This is a genomic window from Rossellomorea aquimaris (assembly GCF_008180865.1).
GTDB classification, from domain to species: domain Bacteria; phylum Bacillota; class Bacilli; order Bacillales; family Bacillaceae_B; genus Rossellomorea; species Rossellomorea yichunensis.
The window spans coordinates 473,929-491,680 of the sequence record NZ_VTEX01000003.1 but is presented as its reverse complement, the minus strand read 5'-3'; the positions used below and the strand labels follow the sequence as shown (position 1 = coordinate 491,680).

19 protein-coding genes and 1 riboswitch are annotated in these 17,752 nt (G+C 43.7%); of the genes, 12 read left to right on the top strand and 7 right to left on the bottom strand.

Annotated elements, in window-relative coordinates; all coding sequences use genetic code 11:
• The first annotated feature begins 187 nt into the window (after positions 1-187).
• The 6 genes from FZC88_RS15030 (at position 188) to FZC88_RS15005 (ending at position 6,362) form a co-directional block, all read left to right on the top strand.
• Positions 188-2,131, top strand: a complete 1,944-nt coding sequence (locus FZC88_RS15030) for a beta-galactosidase (protein WP_148995481.1) — start codon at positions 188-190, stop codon at positions 2,129-2,131.
• A 37-nt stretch (positions 2,132-2,168) separates the two neighbouring features.
• Positions 2,169-3,209, top strand: coding sequence for an aldose epimerase family protein (locus FZC88_RS15025; RefSeq protein WP_148995480.1), 1,041 nt, complete (start codon positions 2,169-2,171; stop codon positions 3,207-3,209).
• 8 nt (positions 3,210-3,217) lie between these two features.
• Entirely contained in the window at positions 3,218-4,216 is a 999-nt protein-coding gene (locus tag FZC88_RS15020) for a LacI family DNA-binding transcriptional regulator (RefSeq protein ID WP_148995479.1), read from the top strand.
• Between the two features lie 165 nt (positions 4,217-4,381).
• Positions 4,382-5,761 (top strand): Glu/Leu/Phe/Val family dehydrogenase, encoded by a 1,380-nt coding sequence (locus tag FZC88_RS15015; RefSeq protein WP_148995478.1) that lies wholly within the window; start codon positions 4,382-4,384, stop codon positions 5,759-5,761.
• 127 nt (positions 5,762-5,888) lie between these two features.
• Positions 5,889-6,107 (top strand): DUF1659 domain-containing protein, encoded by a 219-nt coding sequence (locus tag FZC88_RS15010; RefSeq protein WP_148995477.1) that lies wholly within the window; start codon positions 5,889-5,891, stop codon positions 6,105-6,107.
• Between the two features lie 36 nt (positions 6,108-6,143).
• Positions 6,144-6,362: a DUF2922 domain-containing protein gene (locus FZC88_RS15005; protein WP_148995476.1), complete on the top strand. Its 219-nt coding sequence runs from the start codon at positions 6,144-6,146 to the stop codon at positions 6,360-6,362.
• Between the two features lie 98 nt (positions 6,363-6,460).
• On the opposite strand, the gene FZC88_RS15000 is transcribed toward FZC88_RS15005, so the two are convergent.
• Genes FZC88_RS15000 through FZC88_RS14985 form a run of 4 tightly spaced genes read right to left on the bottom strand, consistent with a single transcriptional unit; the run spans position 6,461 to position 9,731 of the window.
• Positions 6,461-6,766 carry a PTS sugar transporter subunit IIB gene (locus tag FZC88_RS15000; protein ID WP_148995475.1) on the bottom strand — a complete coding sequence of 102 codons (306 nt, stop codon included), beginning with the start codon at positions 6,764-6,766 and terminating at the stop codon, positions 6,461-6,463.
• 12 nt (positions 6,767-6,778) lie between these two features.
• Complete coding sequence (locus tag FZC88_RS14995) at positions 6,779-7,099, bottom strand: PTS sugar transporter subunit IIA (RefSeq protein ID WP_148995474.1); 321 nt, start codon at positions 7,097-7,099, stop codon at positions 6,779-6,781.
• Positions 7,096-8,400, bottom strand: coding sequence for a PTS cellobiose transporter subunit IIC (gene celB / locus FZC88_RS14990; protein WP_187443646.1), 1,305 nt, complete (start codon positions 8,398-8,400; stop codon positions 7,096-7,098). The genes FZC88_RS14995 and celB overlap by 4 nt, the downstream gene beginning before the upstream one ends.
• A 23-nt stretch (positions 8,401-8,423) precedes the next feature.
• Positions 8,424-9,731, bottom strand: coding sequence for a 6-phospho-beta-glucosidase (locus FZC88_RS14985; RefSeq protein WP_148995473.1), 1,308 nt, complete (start codon positions 9,729-9,731; stop codon positions 8,424-8,426).
• Between the two features lie 222 nt (positions 9,732-9,953).
• On the opposite strand from FZC88_RS14985, the gene FZC88_RS14980 reads away from it, so the two are divergent.
• The 5 genes from FZC88_RS14980 (at position 9,954) to FZC88_RS14960 (ending at position 14,550) form a co-directional block, all read left to right on the top strand.
• Positions 9,954-10,679, top strand: coding sequence for a GntR family transcriptional regulator (locus FZC88_RS14980; RefSeq protein ID WP_148970316.1), 726 nt, complete (start codon positions 9,954-9,956; stop codon positions 10,677-10,679).
• Positions 10,680-10,699: 20 nt separating this feature from the next.
• The gene (chbG, locus tag FZC88_RS14975; protein WP_148995472.1) at positions 10,700-11,401 is read left to right on the top strand and encodes a chitin disaccharide deacetylase; all 702 of its coding nucleotides are present in this window, start codon (positions 10,700-10,702) and stop codon (positions 11,399-11,401) included.
• 460 nt (positions 11,402-11,861) lie between these two features.
• Positions 11,862-11,967, top strand: a riboswitch (SAM riboswitch).
• A gap of 71 nt (positions 11,968-12,038) precedes the next feature.
• A complete protein-coding gene (locus tag FZC88_RS14970; RefSeq protein WP_148995471.1) occupies positions 12,039-13,052 on the top strand; it encodes a methionine ABC transporter ATP-binding protein in 1,014 nt (337 codons plus the stop codon).
• The gene (locus FZC88_RS14965) at positions 13,042-13,707 is read left to right on the top strand and encodes a methionine ABC transporter permease (protein WP_044338425.1); all 666 of its coding nucleotides are present in this window, start codon (positions 13,042-13,044) and stop codon (positions 13,705-13,707) included. The genes FZC88_RS14970 and FZC88_RS14965 overlap by 11 nt, the downstream gene beginning before the upstream one ends.
• Before the next feature lie 21 nt (positions 13,708-13,728).
• Positions 13,729-14,550, top strand: coding sequence for a MetQ/NlpA family ABC transporter substrate-binding protein (locus FZC88_RS14960; RefSeq protein WP_262371876.1), 822 nt, complete (start codon positions 13,729-13,731; stop codon positions 14,548-14,550).
• A 90-nt stretch (positions 14,551-14,640) separates the two neighbouring features.
• Here the strand turns inward: FZC88_RS14960 and FZC88_RS24680 are convergent, their stop codons facing one another.
• Positions 14,641-15,795 (bottom strand): YecA family protein, encoded by a 1,155-nt coding sequence (locus FZC88_RS24680; protein ID WP_316247537.1) that lies wholly within the window; start codon positions 15,793-15,795, stop codon positions 14,641-14,643.
• A gap of 297 nt (positions 15,796-16,092) precedes the next feature.
• Between FZC88_RS24680 and FZC88_RS14950 the strand changes: the two genes are divergently transcribed.
• Positions 16,093-16,680: a hypothetical protein gene (locus FZC88_RS14950; protein ID WP_148995470.1), complete on the top strand. Its 588-nt coding sequence runs from the start codon at positions 16,093-16,095 to the stop codon at positions 16,678-16,680.
• Positions 16,681-16,746: 66 nt separating this feature from the next.
• Here FZC88_RS14950 and FZC88_RS14945 read toward each other — a convergent pair whose 3' ends face one another.
• Together FZC88_RS14945 and FZC88_RS14940 are read right to left on the bottom strand one after the other, a co-directional pair.
• A complete protein-coding gene (locus tag FZC88_RS14945; RefSeq protein WP_148995469.1) occupies positions 16,747-17,226 on the bottom strand; it encodes a DUF3278 domain-containing protein in 480 nt (159 codons plus the stop codon).
• Positions 17,226-17,426, bottom strand: a complete 201-nt coding sequence (locus FZC88_RS14940) for a helix-turn-helix transcriptional regulator (RefSeq protein ID WP_148995468.1) — start codon at positions 17,424-17,426, stop codon at positions 17,226-17,228. Before FZC88_RS14940 ends, FZC88_RS14945 begins: the two co-directional genes overlap by 1 nt.
• Between the last annotated feature and the right edge of the window lie 326 nt (positions 17,427-17,752).

Here is a 17,752-nt window from a genome sequence, read left to right as displayed (position 1 = left end):
AGAATATTTGATCCGCTTTTACTTCTTTATGAGCCGTTTGAAGAAAATTGTAAGATACTTTTGGACATGTATCATCAGATGATATCGATAAATACCATCTAAACGAAATAAATCTCCAAGTGAAATAAGAAACCAATGAAGATCCGGTTTCTTATTTTCTCTATACTAAACAAAACAGGTGATAGATATGTATTTAGGCGTTGATTACTATCCGGAACATTGGGATATCGATTTAATAGACGAAGACCTTTCACGGATGAAAGACATGGGTGTCAACATGGTCAGAATCGGCGAATTCGCCTGGCACTTGATGGAGAAGGAAGAAGGCGGCTTTGATTTTTCCTTTTTTGATCATGTCATCGAGCGTGTGAAGGCGTACGATATGAAAGTGATGTTCGGGACACCGACTGCGACGTTTCCTGCGTGGCTTGCTGCCAAACATCCCGATATATTCATTGAAGATATCAATGGGGTGAAAAAGTCGTTCGGGGGCAGAAGGCAATATTGCTATAACTCTGAAACGTACCAAACCTACTCCCTGCGAATCGCTGAAAAGCTGATCAATCATTATCGCGATGAAGAAGCGATTGTGTCATGGCAAATCGATAATGAATTCGGTCACGAAGATAGTGATATGTGTTACTGCTCCAGCTGTCAACGTGGTTTTCAGGCGTTCCTCCAGAAGAAATATGAATCGATCGACGAATTGAACGAGCGCTGGGGAACGATTTTTTGGGGACAGACGTATAACGGGTTCTCTGAAATTCCCGTACCCAAACAAACGATAACGGTTCATAACCCGGCCATGATGCTGGATTGGTCCCGTTTTCGTTCAGCTTCTTTAAGCGGATTTGCCCTTAAACATGTGGAGCTTTCCAGACGTTTGAAAGGTGCTCATCAGACCGTGACAACGAACCTCCCAGGCGGTTTCTTTGGAAAGTGGTTTGATCATAATGAATTTTCGAGAGATCTCGATTTTGTTTCCTACGACAATTATCCAGTTTGGGGTGGCTTGAAGGAACCGATTTCCCCCGCCCACCTTTCCATGACACTTGATTTTGTGCGGGGATTAAAGAAACAAAATTTCTGGATCGTAGAAGAATTAATGGGAGCTCAAGGCCATGATGTGATCGGGTACTTACCTAGACCGAACCAGGCGAAGGTATGGGCGTGGCATGCTTTTGCTCATGGATGTTCCAATATGTTGTTCTTCCGCTGGCGTGGAATGAATCGCGGAGCCGAGCAGTATTGTCTTGGAATCCTTGATGCCAATAACCGCACGACACGTAAATTCAATGAAGTGAAGCAATTTTTCAGTGAAGTCAAAGAATATCAGACACTTTTTGATTCACCGGTAAAAGCGGATGTCGCTCTTCTATACGACTTCGATAATGTGTGGTCATGGAGAATTCAACAGCAAAATCCGAGCATTGATTTTACGGAAGAAGTTCTTCGTTTGTATGAACCTTTTCATAAACAAAATACGATGATCGATGTGTTGAAATACGATCAGGATTTTTCACAATACAAGGTGGTACTTGTACCGGTGCCTCAGCTGATGGATGACAGATTGACGGCGAGACTTGAAGAGTTCACCAAGAACGGAGGGACTGTCATTGTGTCGTACCGTGCAGGAGTGAAGGATAAAGATAACAATCTGGTATTTGGAAAAATGATTCCGGGAGGGTTGTCTCCATTGCTGGGTATTGAAGTGGAGGAATCCGAATCTCTACATGAAGGACAAGCTGTTCCTGTTGTGTCATCGGATTCAGGTCGTACCACTATAGCTGAATACTGGCGTGATCTGGTGAACCCGATTACGGCCGAAACCCTTTATCGCTACGACGACCCATTTTACAATGAATACGCCTGTGTAACGGGAAATACATTCGGCTCTGGGAAAGCGTATTATATCGGTGCGGGGATCGAAAAAGAAATCATGAACGTAATTGCAAGGAAAATCACAGATGACTCAAACATTGAAACGGTGGAAACAAATCAGGGGGTCGAGGTTGTTACGAGAACAGTCGGAACTAAAACGTATCAGATGATCATTAACCACAATGGCTACGAAGAAACGTTTGGTGAAGTGGTTTTACAGCCTTATGACTGCGTGATAAACGAGCTGTAGCGGAGATCATGAACGGAGAAAAGGATTGTGAATGAACATGGATGTGATTAAAAAGCCATTTGGCGAAATGTACGGAAAAGTGGTCGAGTCGTACACGTTAAAAAATGATTCCGGAATGGAAATGACGTTTATTACGTTCGGAGGGGCAATCACGAAAATTGTGACCCCTGACAAGAATGGGGTTCTTGAGAATATTGTCCTTGGTTTCGATACGTTAGAGCAATACGTTCAGCACGTACACTATTATGGTGCCCTGATAGGAAGAGTTGCCGGCAGAATCGGGCAGGCAAGCTACCCCTCCCAGGGGAAAAAAGTTGAACTGACCTCTAATGATAGCGGCAACCACTTGCATGGTGGTAAAATAGGATTTAACAGAGTGATATGGGCGGTCGGGGAAGTGTCCGTTGAAAAGGAAAAAGTCAGTGTCCGCCTGTCCTATTTGAGTCGTGACGGAGAAGAGGGATATCCGGGAAACGTTAAGGTGGATGTAACCTATACTCTGACGAACAGCAATGAACTTCTCATTGAGTATAGGGCAGAACCGGAGCGTGACACTCCCATCAACATGACGAGCCACAGTTACTTCAACTTGAGCGGTGCTTACAAGGAAGATATACTGTCTCACAGATTGCAAATGAAGGCGGATCGTGTCCTGGAGCTTTCCGATGATAAAGTGCCGACAGGAAGGTTGATTCCTTCAGAGGGGACAGCCTTCGATTTTCATGACGGACAAACCATTCATGAAGGAATGCAGTCAGGCCAGAAAGAAGGATATGACCATGCCTTTATTTTAAATAAAGGGGAGCAGGGAATTGTCCTCTCACACGAAGAAAGTGGCAGAGCGATGACGGTGGATACGGATCAGGAGGCGGTCGTCCTATATACAGGAAATCATCTGAGCGACGACCTCTTGTGGGGCGGTGTCAAAGGACGTGAGCACCTCGGTATTTGCCTTGAAACACAAGGATACCCGGATGCCGTAAATCACCCGCATTTCCCATCGGTCATGGTCAAAAAAGGGGAAGTGTACAAAGCTTCCACCACTTATAGTTTTCATGTATTAAACGAACAGGGGTAGATTTTGAAATGGCAACCATTAAAGATATTGCATTAAAGGCGGGTGTCTCGATCTCGACGGTTTCAAGGGTGCTGAATTACGACAAGAGTTTATCTGTACCGGATAAAACAAAACAAAAGATCTTTGAAATTGCCGAGGAATTAGAATATAAGAAAAAGAAAGCACCGCGGAAATCAATGGAATCCAGCATTGCGATTTTTAACTGGTACACGGAAAAAGAGGAACTGGACGACTTGTATTATATGTCGATCCGCCTCGGTGCCGAGCAGCGCTGTCAGCAATATGGGCTGAATTTGGTGAAGTACTTTCAAAATGATTTCGAGGAAATGAAGAAAGAAGAATTCGATGGTGTGGTGGCGATCGGAAAGTTCAGTCCCAATCAGGTACAGGAGCTACGCAGCATAACGGAGAACATCGTATTCGTCGACTTTAGTCCAGAAGGTGAAGATTTTGATTCTGTTCTCACTGATTTCTCCATTGCTACTATGAAGGTGTTGAACCACTTTGTTGAAAAAGGGCACACGGAGATAGGTTATATCGGTGGCCGTGAAACGTTTAAAGAAAATGGTGGAAGGCACATACCCGATTCGAGGGAAGCTACCTTCAAGGCTTACCTGGGCGAAAAAGGGATGTTGTCAGAATCAGCCATGTATGTCGGTTCCTTTACGGTGGACGATGGCTTCGACTTAATGAAAAAAGCGATCGCAGAGCACGGTGACAAGCTGCCGACAGCATTCTTCTGCGGCAATGATTCCCTTGCCATCGGTGCCCTGCGCGCTCTTCATGAAGAGGGGATCAGCGTACCTGACCGGGTGAATATTATCGGCGTCAATGATATAAGTGTTGCGAAATATGTGTATCCACCACTTAGCTCTGTCAAAGTCCAAACCGAAATCATGGGGGAAACGGCTGTTGACTTCATGATGAAGCGTCTTGAACAAAAGCAGAAAGTGACTCAAAAAGTGTTGGTTTCATCCGAACTTGTCATCAGAAAAAGCAGTCATTAAATCGTGATATTGAGAACCACACCTTTTGGGATAAGGTGTGGTTTTTTCTGCTTGGCGGTTGGTCCCGATTTGAGAGTTCATGAATAGTCGTTTTTAACCAGGGGTGACAGGGTAACACTATAATAAATACCATTATTTTCTTCAAACCAATAGGAGGGACCAGATTTGATCAGCCAAACGAGAGATATTGTTCAGAAGTCATTGGATGCTTTATTAGAGGACGAGGCTTTTTTACCCGAAGTGAAGGGTGAGACAAGAAAGAAAGCGTTTACGTCGCTGACTTCCATTTTGTCGACACCGAACCACGTACATAAATCGTATTTGAGGATTCCGTTGGAGGATGAAAAGGTGGTCAGGATCCCGGCTTTTCGTGTCCAGCATAATAATGCCCTGGGGCCATATAAGGGAGGGATACGTTTTCATGAGACGGTGAATGAGGAAGAGGTCGTGAATCTCGCTTCCTTGATGACGTTGAAGAATGCCCTTCATGACGTTCCATTCGGTGGAGGAAAAGGCGGGATCATTCTGAATCCCCGTGAGTATACGGAAAAGGAGCTTCATCTGATCGCGAGGAAGTATGTCCAGTATTTCAGCGATGTCCTTGGCCCCGATAAAGATATTCCGGCTCCCGATATGGGATCAGGGGAACGTGAAATGGACTGGATGATGGCGGAGTACAAGAGTATCCGGCCGGGGATGCCTTATAGAGGGAGCTTTACGGGGAAGAGTGTTGTGAACGGGGGATCGTTGGGCCGGAGAGAGGCGACGGGAAAGGGCGTCTTCTTTACGTTCCGCTACCTCGTTCATGATTTTGTAAGGGAACAGAAGAGTCTATTAACGAAGACGGATAATGTCTTTGCGAAAACGGCACTCGATTTCGAGGACCGTCCCTTGACGATTTCAGTGCAGGGGTTCGGGAATGTAGGGTCGGTTGCGGCACTTGAAGCCTATCAATCCACTCATATACAGAATAAAGTGGTGGCGGTGAGTGACCGGAATGTGACGTTGTTCAATTCGGATGGTCTTGATATTCCGGCTTTGGTTGAGTTTACGATGAAGAATAAAGGAGATCTTCCCACGAAAGATGAACAGTTGAAGGAAATCGGTGTGAAGGCTGAAATCCGTGGTCGTGAAGAGGTTCTGTACCTGGATGTTGACGTTCTGATGCTGGCGGCGTTAGAGGATCAGGTGCACAAGGATAATGCAGAAAAGGTGAAAGCAAGAATTATCGTGGAAGGGGCCAATGCTCCAATCACAACGGAAGCTGATGAATATTTAAGTGATAAAGGAGTCATTATCATCCCTGATATCCTGGCGAATGCCGGAGGGGTCATCGTCTCCTACTTCGAATGGCTGCAAGGACGGGAAACACAGTTCTACACAGAGGAAGAAGTATTCAACCTCCTCTACGACAAAATGAAATCAACCATGGACACCGTCCTGCCGCTATTCTTCGGCGACCCATTCCCACTGCGCCAAAACTGCTACATCCACTCCGTCATGAAACTATCCACGGTTCTATACAGACAAGGGAAACTTTATTAAGAACGAGGGACGGACCTCCATTCCTAGGAGCTGGTACTAGGAGTCGAGGTCCGTCCCTCTTTTTTCAAACGGGGGTGTCCTTCACTCTCCCTATCCCCTATATAAAGGGTGAAAGGAGGTGAGGCACATGGCAACAGCGGATTTAAAATCTACGAGAATACGACTGGCTTACAATGATGGTCTGGATGAGAAGGGGAATCCTAAGATTGCGTACAAATCGTACAGCTACATCAATGCACTGGCAACGGCAGATGAGATGAACAGCGCAGCTTTATCCGTGGCAAGTCTTTCATCAAAAGGATTAAACAACATCGAGAAGGTCGAAACCTTTGACATTAACGAGTAAGGACAATCGATAGTTCCATAGAAAGGAGGAGGCAGCATGGCAAAAGTATTAGAACTGGAATTTACGACCGAAACGGGGAAGTCAGCTAAACTATCCATCAATGACCCGATCGAACCGATTGATACAGTGGCGGTGAAAGCAGCGATGGATAACCTGATCGCGACCAATGTGTTTGGAAGTTCGAACGGGATGTTTGTGAGTGTGGTAGGAGCACGGGTAGTAGAGCGAAATGTAACGGATTATGATGTGATGTAATCGAATGAAAGTGTCCTCCTTAATGGGGGACACTTTCTTCATGTTCTTCAACATAAAAAAGAGTAACCCATTACAGGTCACTCTTAATCGAGAAAATATTACTTCCCCAATAAACTCACAGCCTGTTCCAACACTTTCTCACCATTCATCATCCCATAAGACATCCCATCTATCACATCGACCTTAATATGATGGGGCTCTGCTTTTTCAATGATTTTAGATGATAGGTAGCGGACTTGGGGACCGATGAGAATCACATCAAGTTTATCTAAGTGATTGCTTAAGTCAGCTTCAGAAGTAGCATTAATGGTGGCTTCGAGGCCTTTTTCTTCAGCGGCTTTGCGCATTTTTTGGACTAACAAACTCGTTGACATTCCTGCCGAACAGACCAGCATGATATTCATATGAAGCACTCCTTACTTGGTTTGATGGATTTCGATGATTTCCTGGGCCAGTTCTTTGACGGTGATGGCGTTCATGAGATGATCCTGGGCATGGATCAATAGAATCGTAGGATTCTGTGTGTCGCCACTTGCTTCTTTTTGAAGTAACTGAGTTTGATAGTGATGGGCCTGATGAACTTCATTCGCTGCCTCGGCCATTTTTTCCTCTGCTGTTTCGAACTGTTTTTTCTTGGCGGCTTGCAGGGCTTCCATGGCAGAGGACCGGGCGTTTCCAGCGTGTAAAATGATATGAAAAGATATTTCTTCTAAGGTCATTTGTTGTTCAGCATTCATGCGATTTTATCACTCGTTTCGGTGGTTTTCTTTAATTGGGCACGTTCAGATGCGAGCAGGAATGGGATGTACATAAGTGTAGCGATTGTCAGGTTCACAAGTTGTAGCACGATTCCACTCCAAGATCCGCCTGTTACAAGGTAACCACTGATGATCGGTGGTGTCGTCCAAGGAACAATCGCGACGGTTTTAGGTACAATTCCTAAGCTCAGTGCCAGGTATGATGTAACGGTCAATACGACAGGTACCAGTAAAAACGGGATAAACATAAGCGGATTTAACACGATCGGCAGACCAAAGATGACCGGTTCATTAATATTGAAGACGCCAGGTGCAGCAGACAATTTTCCGACTGTGCGGTAATGCTTCGTTTTCACCACAAGGAAGATGGCGATGATCAAGGCGATCGTCGTACCGGATCCACCCATGTACACGTAGGCATCGAAGAATGGTTTCGTCACAATGTAAGGAACGTCGAAGGCACTCATCCCGTCTGCGAAGAGCTGCTGATTTTTCTCAATTAACGGTAGATAGATCGGTTCGATGATCGGACCTAATATGTTCGTGCCATGTAAGCCGAAGAACCAAAGAAAATGATTTAAGAAGGCAACGACAATGGCTGATGGCAGTGAGTTGGATACAGCTTGCAGTGGTTCCTGAACCACCGTGAACACGATTTCAAAGATACTTTTTTCTGCAAAAGAAGTTAAGAGAGCTTGAATAAGACCAACAAGAATCAAGATAATCGTTGCAGGAATCAGGGCCTTGAATGATTTTACGACACCTTCCGGCACACCTTCCGGCACACCATCGGGCATACTGATCGTAAACTTGGAACGAATCAACACTTTGAATAATTCTGTGACAAGAAGGGACGTGATCACGGCGACGAATATCCCTTGTGCTCCGGTCCAGGCATAGGAAATCCCCCAGTCTTCCGTTACCGGCGTAAGGATGATGAGTGAAGCGATCGATACCAATGCTGCAGATAACCCATCGATATGATAGGACCTGGCTAAATGATAACTGATGGATGCAGCGACGAGCAGTCCGAGGATGGCGAATGATCCATTCCACATATTCCCCCCGACGGATTTCCAGCTTTCACCGAATACAGAGACCATAAAATTTTGAAAGGCATCAATCGGCAGATTATTTAATAAGACAGCCAAAGATCCGACGATGATCAGCGGCATGATCGAAACGAATCCATCACGGATGGCGACGAGATGTCGTTGTGACCCGATTCGTCCTGCAATCGGCATAAACTTGCTTTCCATAAACCCCATTACTTTACTCATTTCTCTTTCCCCCGTTTACTAGATTAATTGAATTGCGGTAAAAACTCTTTGTGAGCTTCCAATAATTCATCGACTAGTTGCCTTGCTACCCCTTCGTTCTGTACTAGCGGATTCATTACCATGGCCTGGTAGACATGATTGTACTCACCGGACATTGCTGCCTGAATGACGAGCTCTTCGAACGCTTTCATCTGTTGGATGATCCCTTTAATTGATGAAGGAAGCGGTCCGATGACGATTGGCCAAGGTCCGTCCCCCGTAATGACTGCGTTTACTTCAATAACAGCGTCGTGGGGCAGGTCCGGGATGGTTCCGTTGTTCAGTGTGTTGACGGTTTGGATGTCTCCTGAGTTGTTGTAAATGCTCGTCATGAGGCTGCAGGCAGCATCACTGTAGTAGGCACCTCCTCGATTTTCCAGCTCTTTTGGTTTTTCATTTAACTCTTCTTTCATATATTGTATGAAAAGTTCTTTTTCAACTTTTCGAACAACCTCTGCCCGTGTACCGTTTTCTCTATAAGCTTGAAGGTCCTTTTCCAACACAGAGTCCCGTTGGAAATAGTATTGATGATAAGGATTGGGAAGCATCCCGAGTGCTTGTAAAAATTCCTTCGACCAACCGAGGGAGACGATGTTGGCCGGTGAGTAATCTACTTCTTGATGGATCAGTTTTTGCAGAACCTGATCGGTGACATCCTGACCATTGACCCAAACCCTTTTTCCAAACACAAAATGATTCATCCCTACAAATTCAATCTGTACTTCATTTGCAGAACAATTCATCATCTCGGCGACGCTGTTTTTCATGTTGAAAGGAATATTGCACACCCCGATGACTTTACTATATGAGCTGTATTTAAGCAGGGCTTCTGTAACAATGCCTGCAGGGTTGGTAAAGTTGATTAGCCATGCATGGGGACAAATCTGTTGGATGTCATGACAAATTTCCATTAGGACCGGAATGGTACGCAAGGCCTTGAATATACCGCCTGCTCCATTGGTTTCCTGACCGATGACGCCATGACTTAACGGGATACGTTCATCTTTTTCCCTGGCTGAGAGACCGCCCACCCTGATTTGTGTTGTCACAAAATCAGCGCCTATCAAGGCATCCCGCCGGTTAAGAGTCCATTCCAATTCAATCGGCACACCTGCTTTTTGGATCATTCGACGAGCAAACTGCCCGATAATCTCAAGCTTCTCTTTCCCTGCTTCGATGTCTACAAGCGTTATGTCTGTGACAGGAAAAGATTTGTATCGGTGGATGAACCCCTCGATAATTTCTGGTGTATAGCTTGATCCGCCTCCGATTATGACCACCTTTAATGACATTCTGTCGATCTCCCTTCATTTTGAAAGCGATTTCTATTTTTTTATAATGTATCATACAAGTTTTTGCTCGTCTATATATTGTAATTACAAATATGAAATTTATGACTGATTTTTATTTAATTGTAATAACAAATTGTTTTTATGATAAAATGAAGAGGAATAGAGAATTGATCGTGGATGTGTTATAACAAATATAGGAAGAAAGTGGAAGGGAGAAACAGAATGAAAGAGACACAAGAAGCAAAGGCCCTGCATTCGCATGTAAAAGAAGAAATCATCCACATGATTAAAAATAAAGAGTACGCTCCGAATACAAAACTGCCGACAGAGGCGGAGTTTTGCGAAAAGTTCAATGTCAGTCGTACGACGATCCGGACGGCGCTCCAGCAGCTGACACTTGAAGGTTACGTGTATCGCGAGCAAGGAAGAGGAACTTTTGTCGCAGAAGAGAAAGTCAGTCAAATCCTGTCCTCGACGATCGACAACTACACAGAGCAACTGCGATTACAAGGTAAGAAACCTAAGATCAAGGTACTAAGCATGAATGTCATCCCGGCAGAATCAACAGTGGAAAAAGCGTTGGAATTAAAGAATGGAGATCCCGTCAATCGTTTAGAGAGGATCCGATATTCAGACGGTCTGCCCCTGCAATATGAGGTGGCCTATCTGCCCTGGTACAAGACGCCCGGGCTTGATAAAGACGAATGTGAAAGATCTCTTTACAAGCTCCTGGAAACACAGTTTGAGATAAAAATTAAAAAAACCGTCGAAACGATCGAGTTGTTTTTAGCAGATGAACGAGTGGCAGAAAAGCTCGAGGTGCCTGAGGGGACACCTTGCTTTATGATTGAGACGACGGCTTATGTAGAGGATGGATCGGTCATCGAATTTTCCAAAGCGATCTTCAGAGGAGATAAAGCGAGCTTTCTTGTAGAAAGAACCTATTAGCGAAAAGGGGATGGGGGATTATGAGGAACGTGATCATCAATGCAGATGATTTTGGTTTATGCCGGGGGGTGAATTACGGCATCGTTGATAGTCACCGGTTTGGCATCGTCAACTCAACAACGATGCTGGTCAATATGCCGGGAACTCTGCATGCGGTGGAATTGGCGAAGGTTTATCCGGAATTACAGGTTGGGATCCATTTAACGCTGACATGCGGAAGACCAGTTTCTGGCGGAGTACCATCTCTTCTTGATGAGAGAGGCCTTTTCCGTTACACCAGCAGGATTTTTGAAGAAAAAGAAATCAATGTGGATGAGGTTGAAATGGAGTGGGAGGCTCAGATGGATAAATTCCTATCATTCGGTCTGCCCCTTTCTCATATTGACAGTCATCACCATGTTCATAGCTTTCGGCCACTGATCCCGGTGGTGAAGAGGTTGTCGGAGCGCTTTGGGGTTCCGGTCCGGAATGTGCCCTGTGATGGGTTAGACGCAATGAATGTGTTAACCGATCGGTTCTCGATGGACTTTTATGGTGACGGAGTGTCGGTTGAAGGATTGAAGAGGATATTGGACAGCAGGGATGAAGGTGAGACGCTTGAGATTATGTGTCATCCGGCTTATGTTGATACATACTTGAAAGGGAATTCGTCTTATTGTGAGCAGAGGTTGAGGGAGTTGGATGTGTTGACGGGGATTAAGGAGTGGGCGTCTAGTTTTTGATTGGTTGATTGGGAGATTAGAATGTTTGATGTGAGTTGTTATGACAAATGGGGTGCTGCTATGGAAGGTAGTGCCTTTTTCTATTGGTAATGGAGATTCGTCCCATTTGGAGGTGGAAAGGAATGTTTTTGGATAGTATGTATGGTTTTGAGATGGTGTTAAGGCAGGATTTTGACTGAGACCGATGTGAAATACATGGATTGATAGGATAAGAGAAGTTTTATTATCGACTTTCCACCTTTTATGAGCAACTTTAGGAATATATTATCAACTGTAAAAAAATGGATACTTACTACCCCCGGATCAAACCAAAGTCCGCCCCACCCAGAAAAAACCCTACCCTAGCGCACCAACAAAGATAACGCTTACATAAAAACAACTGAAAAATTCCCTATTGACTTCCATTCGCATACCCAGTATTATCCTCTATAAGATAAAAATTTAGAAAATTACATACTTTCAATTATCCAGAGTGACCGAGGGATCAGGCCCTATGACGTCCGGCAACCTCCAGTATTGGAACGGTGCTAATTCCTGCAGAATGATTTCATTCTGAGAGATAAGTCGAGATAAACAGGCGATGCTTCTTTCAGTTGAAAGAGGCATTTTTTATTGTACAAAAAAAGGGGTGTGCACATTGATCGAGATTCGAAATCTAGTTAAAACCTACAGTACAAAGAAGCAAACGGTGGTCGGTGTCGATAATGTTTCCGTAAAGATTGAAAAGGGTGAGATCTTTGGAATCGTCGGATACAGTGGAGCGGGGAAGAGTTCACTCATTCGCTGCCTGAATCTATTAGAAACCCCTACATCAGGAGAAATCATCATTGATGGACAGGATTTTACAAAACTTTCATCCAAACAACTTAGACTCGCCCGTCAAAAGACGAGCATGATTTTTCAGCATTTTCACCTGATCAAATCCAAAACGGTGTTTGACAATCTGGCCTTTGCCTTGAAAGCGGCCAGTGTACCGAAAGCGAAAATAAAGCCCAGGGTTGTCGAGCTCCTGGAGATGGTCGGTCTATCGGACAAAGCGAACGCGTATCCGGCCCAGCTCAGTGGAGGACAAAAGCAAAGAGTCGGGATTGCGAGAGCCCTTGCGAATAACCCATCGGTTTTACTTTGCGATGAAGCGACATCGGCACTCGATCCGAATACGACGAAATCGATCTTGAAGCTATTGAAAAAAATCAACAAAGAACTGGGTTTGACGATCGTACTCATCACCCACGAGATGGAAGTGGTGAAAGAAATCTGCGACCGGATGGCCGTGATGCAGGACGGGAAAATCGTGGAGGAAGGTCCGGTTTACGACCTGTTTGCAGAACCGAAGCAGCCTTTAACGAAACAATTCATTGAAACGATCCTTCAATTTGAACTCCCGCCGCACCTCATGGAATCAAGAAAAGGAAAACTGATTAAAATCCAATTTAAAGGATCGATCGCAGAGGAAAGCGTCGTATCCGAAGTGTTCCAAAAGTACAAAGTACGGGGCAATATCCTTCACGGCAAGATTGAATATATTCAGGAAGTGCCACTGGGGATTTTTATCATGGAACTGATCGGTTCCCATGACGAGATCGAAGCCGCGATCCGGTTCATCACGCTGAAGACGCAGAGCTTGGAGGTGCTTGAGAATGCTGCCTGATTCATTGACTGCGATTTTACCAGAATTGAATAAAGCCTTTTTTGAAACGGTATATATGGTGGGGATTTCACTCGGAGTTGCGATTTTAGTGGGATTACCGCTCGGGATTCTTCTTTTCGTAACAGACAAAGGCTTGTTTTTACAAAATAGTTTGATCAAAAAGGTCGTTGGATTTGTCGTCAATATGGTGCGGTCGGTTCCGTTCATCATTCTATTAGTCGCACTCTTACCATTAACCAAACTGTTGACCGGAACCACGATCGGACCGACGGCAGCATCCGTATCACTCTCTGTTGCGGGAATTCCGTTTTTTGCGAGAATGGTAGAAACATCATTGCGTGAGATTGATAAAGGTGTCATTGAAGCCTCGGTTTCGGTGGGGGCAAGCCCTTGGATGATCATTAAGGACGTGCTGTTACCGGAAGCTCGTCCAGCGGTGATTCAAGCAATCACGATTACAACGATCAGTTTAGTTGCCTATTCTGCCATGGCCGGCATTGTCGGTGGAGGGGGAGTCGGGGACCTGGCAATTCGCTTCGGGTACTACCGATATGACAACACGGTGATGATCACGACCGTCGTCATTTTAATTTGTTTGGTTCAGCTCATCCAATATACGGGTGATGTGTTTGCACGATTAGTCGATAAACGATAACTACTCTAGGGGGAACAACAAGTGAAAAAGTGGATTTTACTCGTAGCATTAGCGGTAACAATGAGCATTCTTGCAGCTTGCGGCGGGGACGAAGCAAGTTCAAGCGCAGAAGATAAAAAAGAGGTAACCATCGGAGCGACATCCGGACCATACAGTGATATGGTGACAAAAGCGATTAAGCCAGGACTTGAAGAAAAAGGATACACGGTGGAAGTGAAAGAATTCAGTGATTACATCCAACCGAACAACGCGCTGGCCCAGGGAGATCTGGATGCGAACCTTTTCCAGCATAAAATCTACATGGAAACCTTTGCGAAACAACATAACATGGATTTATCCGAAGTGATTGTCGTACCAACGGCTCCAATGGGAATCTACTCACAGAAGTTTGATTCGATTGAAGACATCAAAGAAGGCAGTGCCATTGCCATTCCAAACGATCCGACGAACGCAGCACGGGCCTTTCAGATTCTGGAGGATGCTAAGCTGATCACGTTAAAACCGGATACAGATCCATTGACGGTGTCAGAAAAAGACATTGCTGAAAACGTGAAAAACCTGCAGTTCAAACCAATCGAAGCAGCACAGCTTCCAAGGGCCGTTGACAGTGTGGATCTGTCTGCGGTACCAGGGAACTACGCACTTGCTGCCGACATGGACTTACTTGATGCACTTCAGCTGGAGGACATGCCTGATCAGTATCGAAACCGAGTGGTTGTAAATACGAAGGACGTTGACTCACAGCTGGCGAAAGACATCAAAGCAGTCGTCGAAGCAGACCAATTCGAGAAAATCATCGACGAAGAATTTAAAGGCTTTGGTAAGCCTGAGTGGATGGAGTAGAGGGACGGACCTCTAAAATCAACGTGTTTTATGAGTAGAGCGTGATAGGGACGGACTTCAGCATGAAAATGCGGAGGTCCGTCCCTCATTTTATAAACAGCACTTCTTGTATTTTTTTCCACTGCCACATGGGCAGGGGTCGTTGCGTCCGACTTTGTCTTCTGTTTGGACGGGTTGTGTAACAAGAAGTGGTTGTTCATCCAATGAATGCTTTTCCACTTCTTCGATGAGACTCTTCCACTGTGTGAGTTTCGGATGAACGATCCCGTTCATGACGCAGTTCACGTATAGGGATTCTTCCAGACAAAGCATGTTTTCATCATAGCCTTCTTCGATGAACGCTTCGATTTTTGGAATCGCGTCTGTTGATAACTGCTGGCATAAATAATCTGAGATCAGCGTTTTAGCGGTAATGTTAGCTGTCTGATCAAATAATCGTAACAGTGCTTGTTCCGCCTCGGCGCTCTTTATTCTGCCTAATACATCCAGTGTATAGAAATAGGTGTTACCATAGAGAGCTACTTTTTCAACCTCGTGCACCACCTGATCTGTTCCTATCTTCACCAGTGCATTGGCCACTTCCTCCAACAGCAAATCTTCTGCTTCCTCATTTTTGAAAAGGCTCACCAATTGCGGGATCACGCTCTCTTCGCGGATTTCCCCAGCCATATATACTGTGTAGACTAGATCGAAGCCGACTAGTTCATCTTCCTCAATCTGTACCTCCCAGCTTTTAATTTCGCCTTTCTTAACTAGCTCCTGAACGACCCTTTTCCCATGGTCAAAATACACTTGGTCATAATCATTCGTATCCAAGTAAAACATGATGTCAGCAAGCTCCATGAATAATTCTTCATCATTTAAAGCAGGAAGCTTCGCAATTTTCTTCAGTTGCCCTTCATCTATAAAAGGTTTTACTTCGTTTCTGTATGAAATCAGTAAATCTGTATCGGCATTTGCTATTAATTGAATGTAGAAGAGTACGTCGGTATTCTTTTTACTCAGGCTTTTCAACCGATTGACTATCTCCTTCATCCCTTCCTCATTCAACGGCATGTACATTATGTAAGGAAGTACAGGCGAAGAGTATTTCGAAACCGGTCCAAGGTCATGAGCTTTTAACCCTGTTAAAAAAGTATCCCCATTAACCAAATAGGAACCTTCCAGCATTTCTATCGCATATCTCTGCACAAACGGATCCTCACTCAAAAAATAAGGCTTAACCCTTTCAACAAAACGATTCATCCAACCATCCTTTATCATAATATTTTCTTTAAGTGTAAAGGGTGGGAGTGGAAAAAGGAAGAGGGACGGACCTCTGGGATGTCAACTTGAAAAAAGGAAGTGATGACATCGGACTTTTAATCAATTTAGAGGTCCGTCCCTTAAAATTACTAGTAACAATGTATTTATAGTAATAAAGTAACGATAGATTACAATATTAGTTAAAAATTACTGTTTTTAGTAAAATAATCCATTTTACAAGAGTGATATGTTAATATCTTCCTTGTGTTAAAGATAATTACAAGGGAGAGGACAAAAATGAAAACAAGAAAGTATTTAATGGGTGCTTTATCTACGGTTGTATTAGCAGGGGGGATTTCAGCCACTTTTACAAGTGCATCCGCAGCTGGAGTGGTATCTTCAAAATTAGTTACAACGAATTCTATTATAGAACAGGAAGCGGATATTGATAGATTGGCAGATGATATGCAATATCTCTTTGAAGAAGCTACTAATTTACAAGATGGAACCTACATAATGGACGAGCATTTAATTGCTGAAAAATTTGGAGAAGAAAATGTGGCTTCGATTGCAGCCTTCGTTAAACTTGTTAATGGTGAAGAGTTATCAGAGGCAGATTTAATTGGAGTTCCTGCACCTGCAGAATTCAAGAATGATAAAAAGATGACTATACAGAGAAGTTCATGGTCAGAATGCGTTGGAGACAAGATTATCGATGCGACCGGTATAGGCTTCATCAGTGGTGGATTATGGAAGCTGATTGAACGAAAAGCTTGGCAGCAAGTGGCAATCGAACTTGCAAAAGTAGTCGGGAAAAATGCCATTAAAGGTGGAGTCATCGGTTTTGCCGCAAGTCTGGCATGGTATGGAATAAAGTGTAAATAATCTTGGGTCATTACTCTCTAAGAGGTGTGTTAAACTTTATATCTCTTAGAGAGTGTAACTCAATTATTACCATTTATTATCTTCCTCTAATTCACAATTCTTTTTAAATGAACGTTTAAGAGAGAAATAATTTAAAAAGAACATAAACGTCCAGATAAGGAAAGATAACCCTAGTAGGTCTACCCAACCTCCTTTGGCTTCGGGGATTCCTGTAAATAGGAGATAAATGACGCTAAATATTACAACAAACTTTAGTGATTGAAAAACAATACTTCTTACTTCTTTTTTATATTCTGTCTTGTTAAATACATTTGAATATTCAATGCCAGAAACCATATAACGTATAATGGTATACATAATCACTAAGCCGGACAGGGCTGCCACAACGATCTCATCTCTTATTTGGTTAATTGGATAGAAGCGTTTCAAGGCTAAAAAAATGAATGATATTGCTAGTAAAATGACAGCGGACTCGGCAAGGAAATACAATACTTTTTTCTCTTTATACTCATCTTTTGGTAAGAAAATCGATAGCCACGATTTCATTAATGTTGTTCCTCCTCCCAAAATAACTCATCCAATGTTTTATCTAATGTTTTAGCGATTGATATGCACAGTTGAAGGCTGGGGTTATATTTTCCCTTTTCAATGAGTCCAATCGTTTGTCTTGTAACCTTAATTTGTTTGGATAACTCCTCTTGAGTCATATTTTTCTCAATTCTTGCTACTTTCACCTTATTGTTCATAGAACCTCCCTTATTAAGTTAAATGCAATATATATATTACAATATGCAATTTATATATTACATATCTAAATGAATCATCGCAAGTGATTTCATGGTTATATATGGAATTGAACCCTTAGACCTACATTTGGAAAATTAGATGACGGACTAAATTGAGGGACGGACCTCTAGCTTAAAGCCAGAATAGGAAACGTGATAGGGACGGACTTTCCGCAAAATGCGGAGGTCCGTCCCTATTCTTTATAAAAAAACTTTCCCATCCACATAGGATTTTCCAACTTTATATCGAATATATCTATTAACGGTATTATTAAGGAACTTTTCCT

What these genes read in the sequence shown, in the direction of transcription:
- FZC88_RS15030 (WP_148995481.1), top strand. Translation starts at nt 188, where the DNA reads ATGTATTTAGGCGTTGATTACTATCCGGAACATTGGGATATCGATTTA.
- FZC88_RS15025 (WP_148995480.1), top strand. Translation starts at nt 2,169, where the DNA reads ATGGATGTGATTAAAAAGCCATTTGGCGAAATGTACGGAAAAGTGGTC.
- FZC88_RS15020 (WP_148995479.1), top strand. Translation starts at nt 3,218, where the DNA reads ATGGCAACCATTAAAGATATTGCATTAAAGGCGGGTGTCTCGATCTCG.
- FZC88_RS15010 (WP_148995477.1), top strand. Translation starts at nt 5,889, where the DNA reads ATGGCAACAGCGGATTTAAAATCTACGAGAATACGACTGGCTTACAAT.
- FZC88_RS15005 (WP_148995476.1), top strand. Translation starts at nt 6,144, where the DNA reads ATGGCAAAAGTATTAGAACTGGAATTTACGACCGAAACGGGGAAGTCA.
- FZC88_RS15000 (WP_148995475.1), bottom strand. Translation starts at nt 6,766, where the DNA reads ATGAATATCATGCTGGTCTGTTCGGCAGGAATGTCAACGAGTTTGTTA.
- FZC88_RS14995 (WP_148995474.1), bottom strand. Translation starts at nt 7,099, where the DNA reads ATGAATGCTGAACAACAAATGACCTTAGAAGAAATATCTTTTCATATC.
- celB (WP_187443646.1), bottom strand. Translation starts at nt 8,400, where the DNA reads ATGAGTAAAGTAATGGGGTTTATGGAAAGCAAGTTTATGCCGATTGCA.
- FZC88_RS14985 (WP_148995473.1), bottom strand. Translation starts at nt 9,731, where the DNA reads ATGTCATTAAAGGTGGTCATAATCGGAGGCGGATCAAGCTATACACCA.
- FZC88_RS14980 (WP_148970316.1), top strand. Translation starts at nt 9,954, where the DNA reads ATGAAAGAGACACAAGAAGCAAAGGCCCTGCATTCGCATGTAAAAGAA.
- chbG (WP_148995472.1), top strand. Translation starts at nt 10,700, where the DNA reads ATGAGGAACGTGATCATCAATGCAGATGATTTTGGTTTATGCCGGGGG.
- FZC88_RS14965 (WP_044338425.1), top strand. Translation starts at nt 13,042, where the DNA reads ATGCTGCCTGATTCATTGACTGCGATTTTACCAGAATTGAATAAAGCC.
- FZC88_RS24680 (WP_316247537.1), bottom strand. Translation starts at nt 15,795, where the DNA reads ATGAATCGTTTTGTTGAAAGGGTTAAGCCTTATTTTTTGAGTGAGGAT.
- FZC88_RS14950 (WP_148995470.1), top strand. Translation starts at nt 16,093, where the DNA reads ATGAAAACAAGAAAGTATTTAATGGGTGCTTTATCTACGGTTGTATTA.
- FZC88_RS14945 (WP_148995469.1), bottom strand. Translation starts at nt 17,226, where the DNA reads ATGAAATCGTGGCTATCGATTTTCTTACCAAAAGATGAGTATAAAGAG.
- FZC88_RS14940 (WP_148995468.1), bottom strand. Translation starts at nt 17,426, where the DNA reads ATGAACAATAAGGTGAAAGTAGCAAGAATTGAGAAAAATATGACTCAA.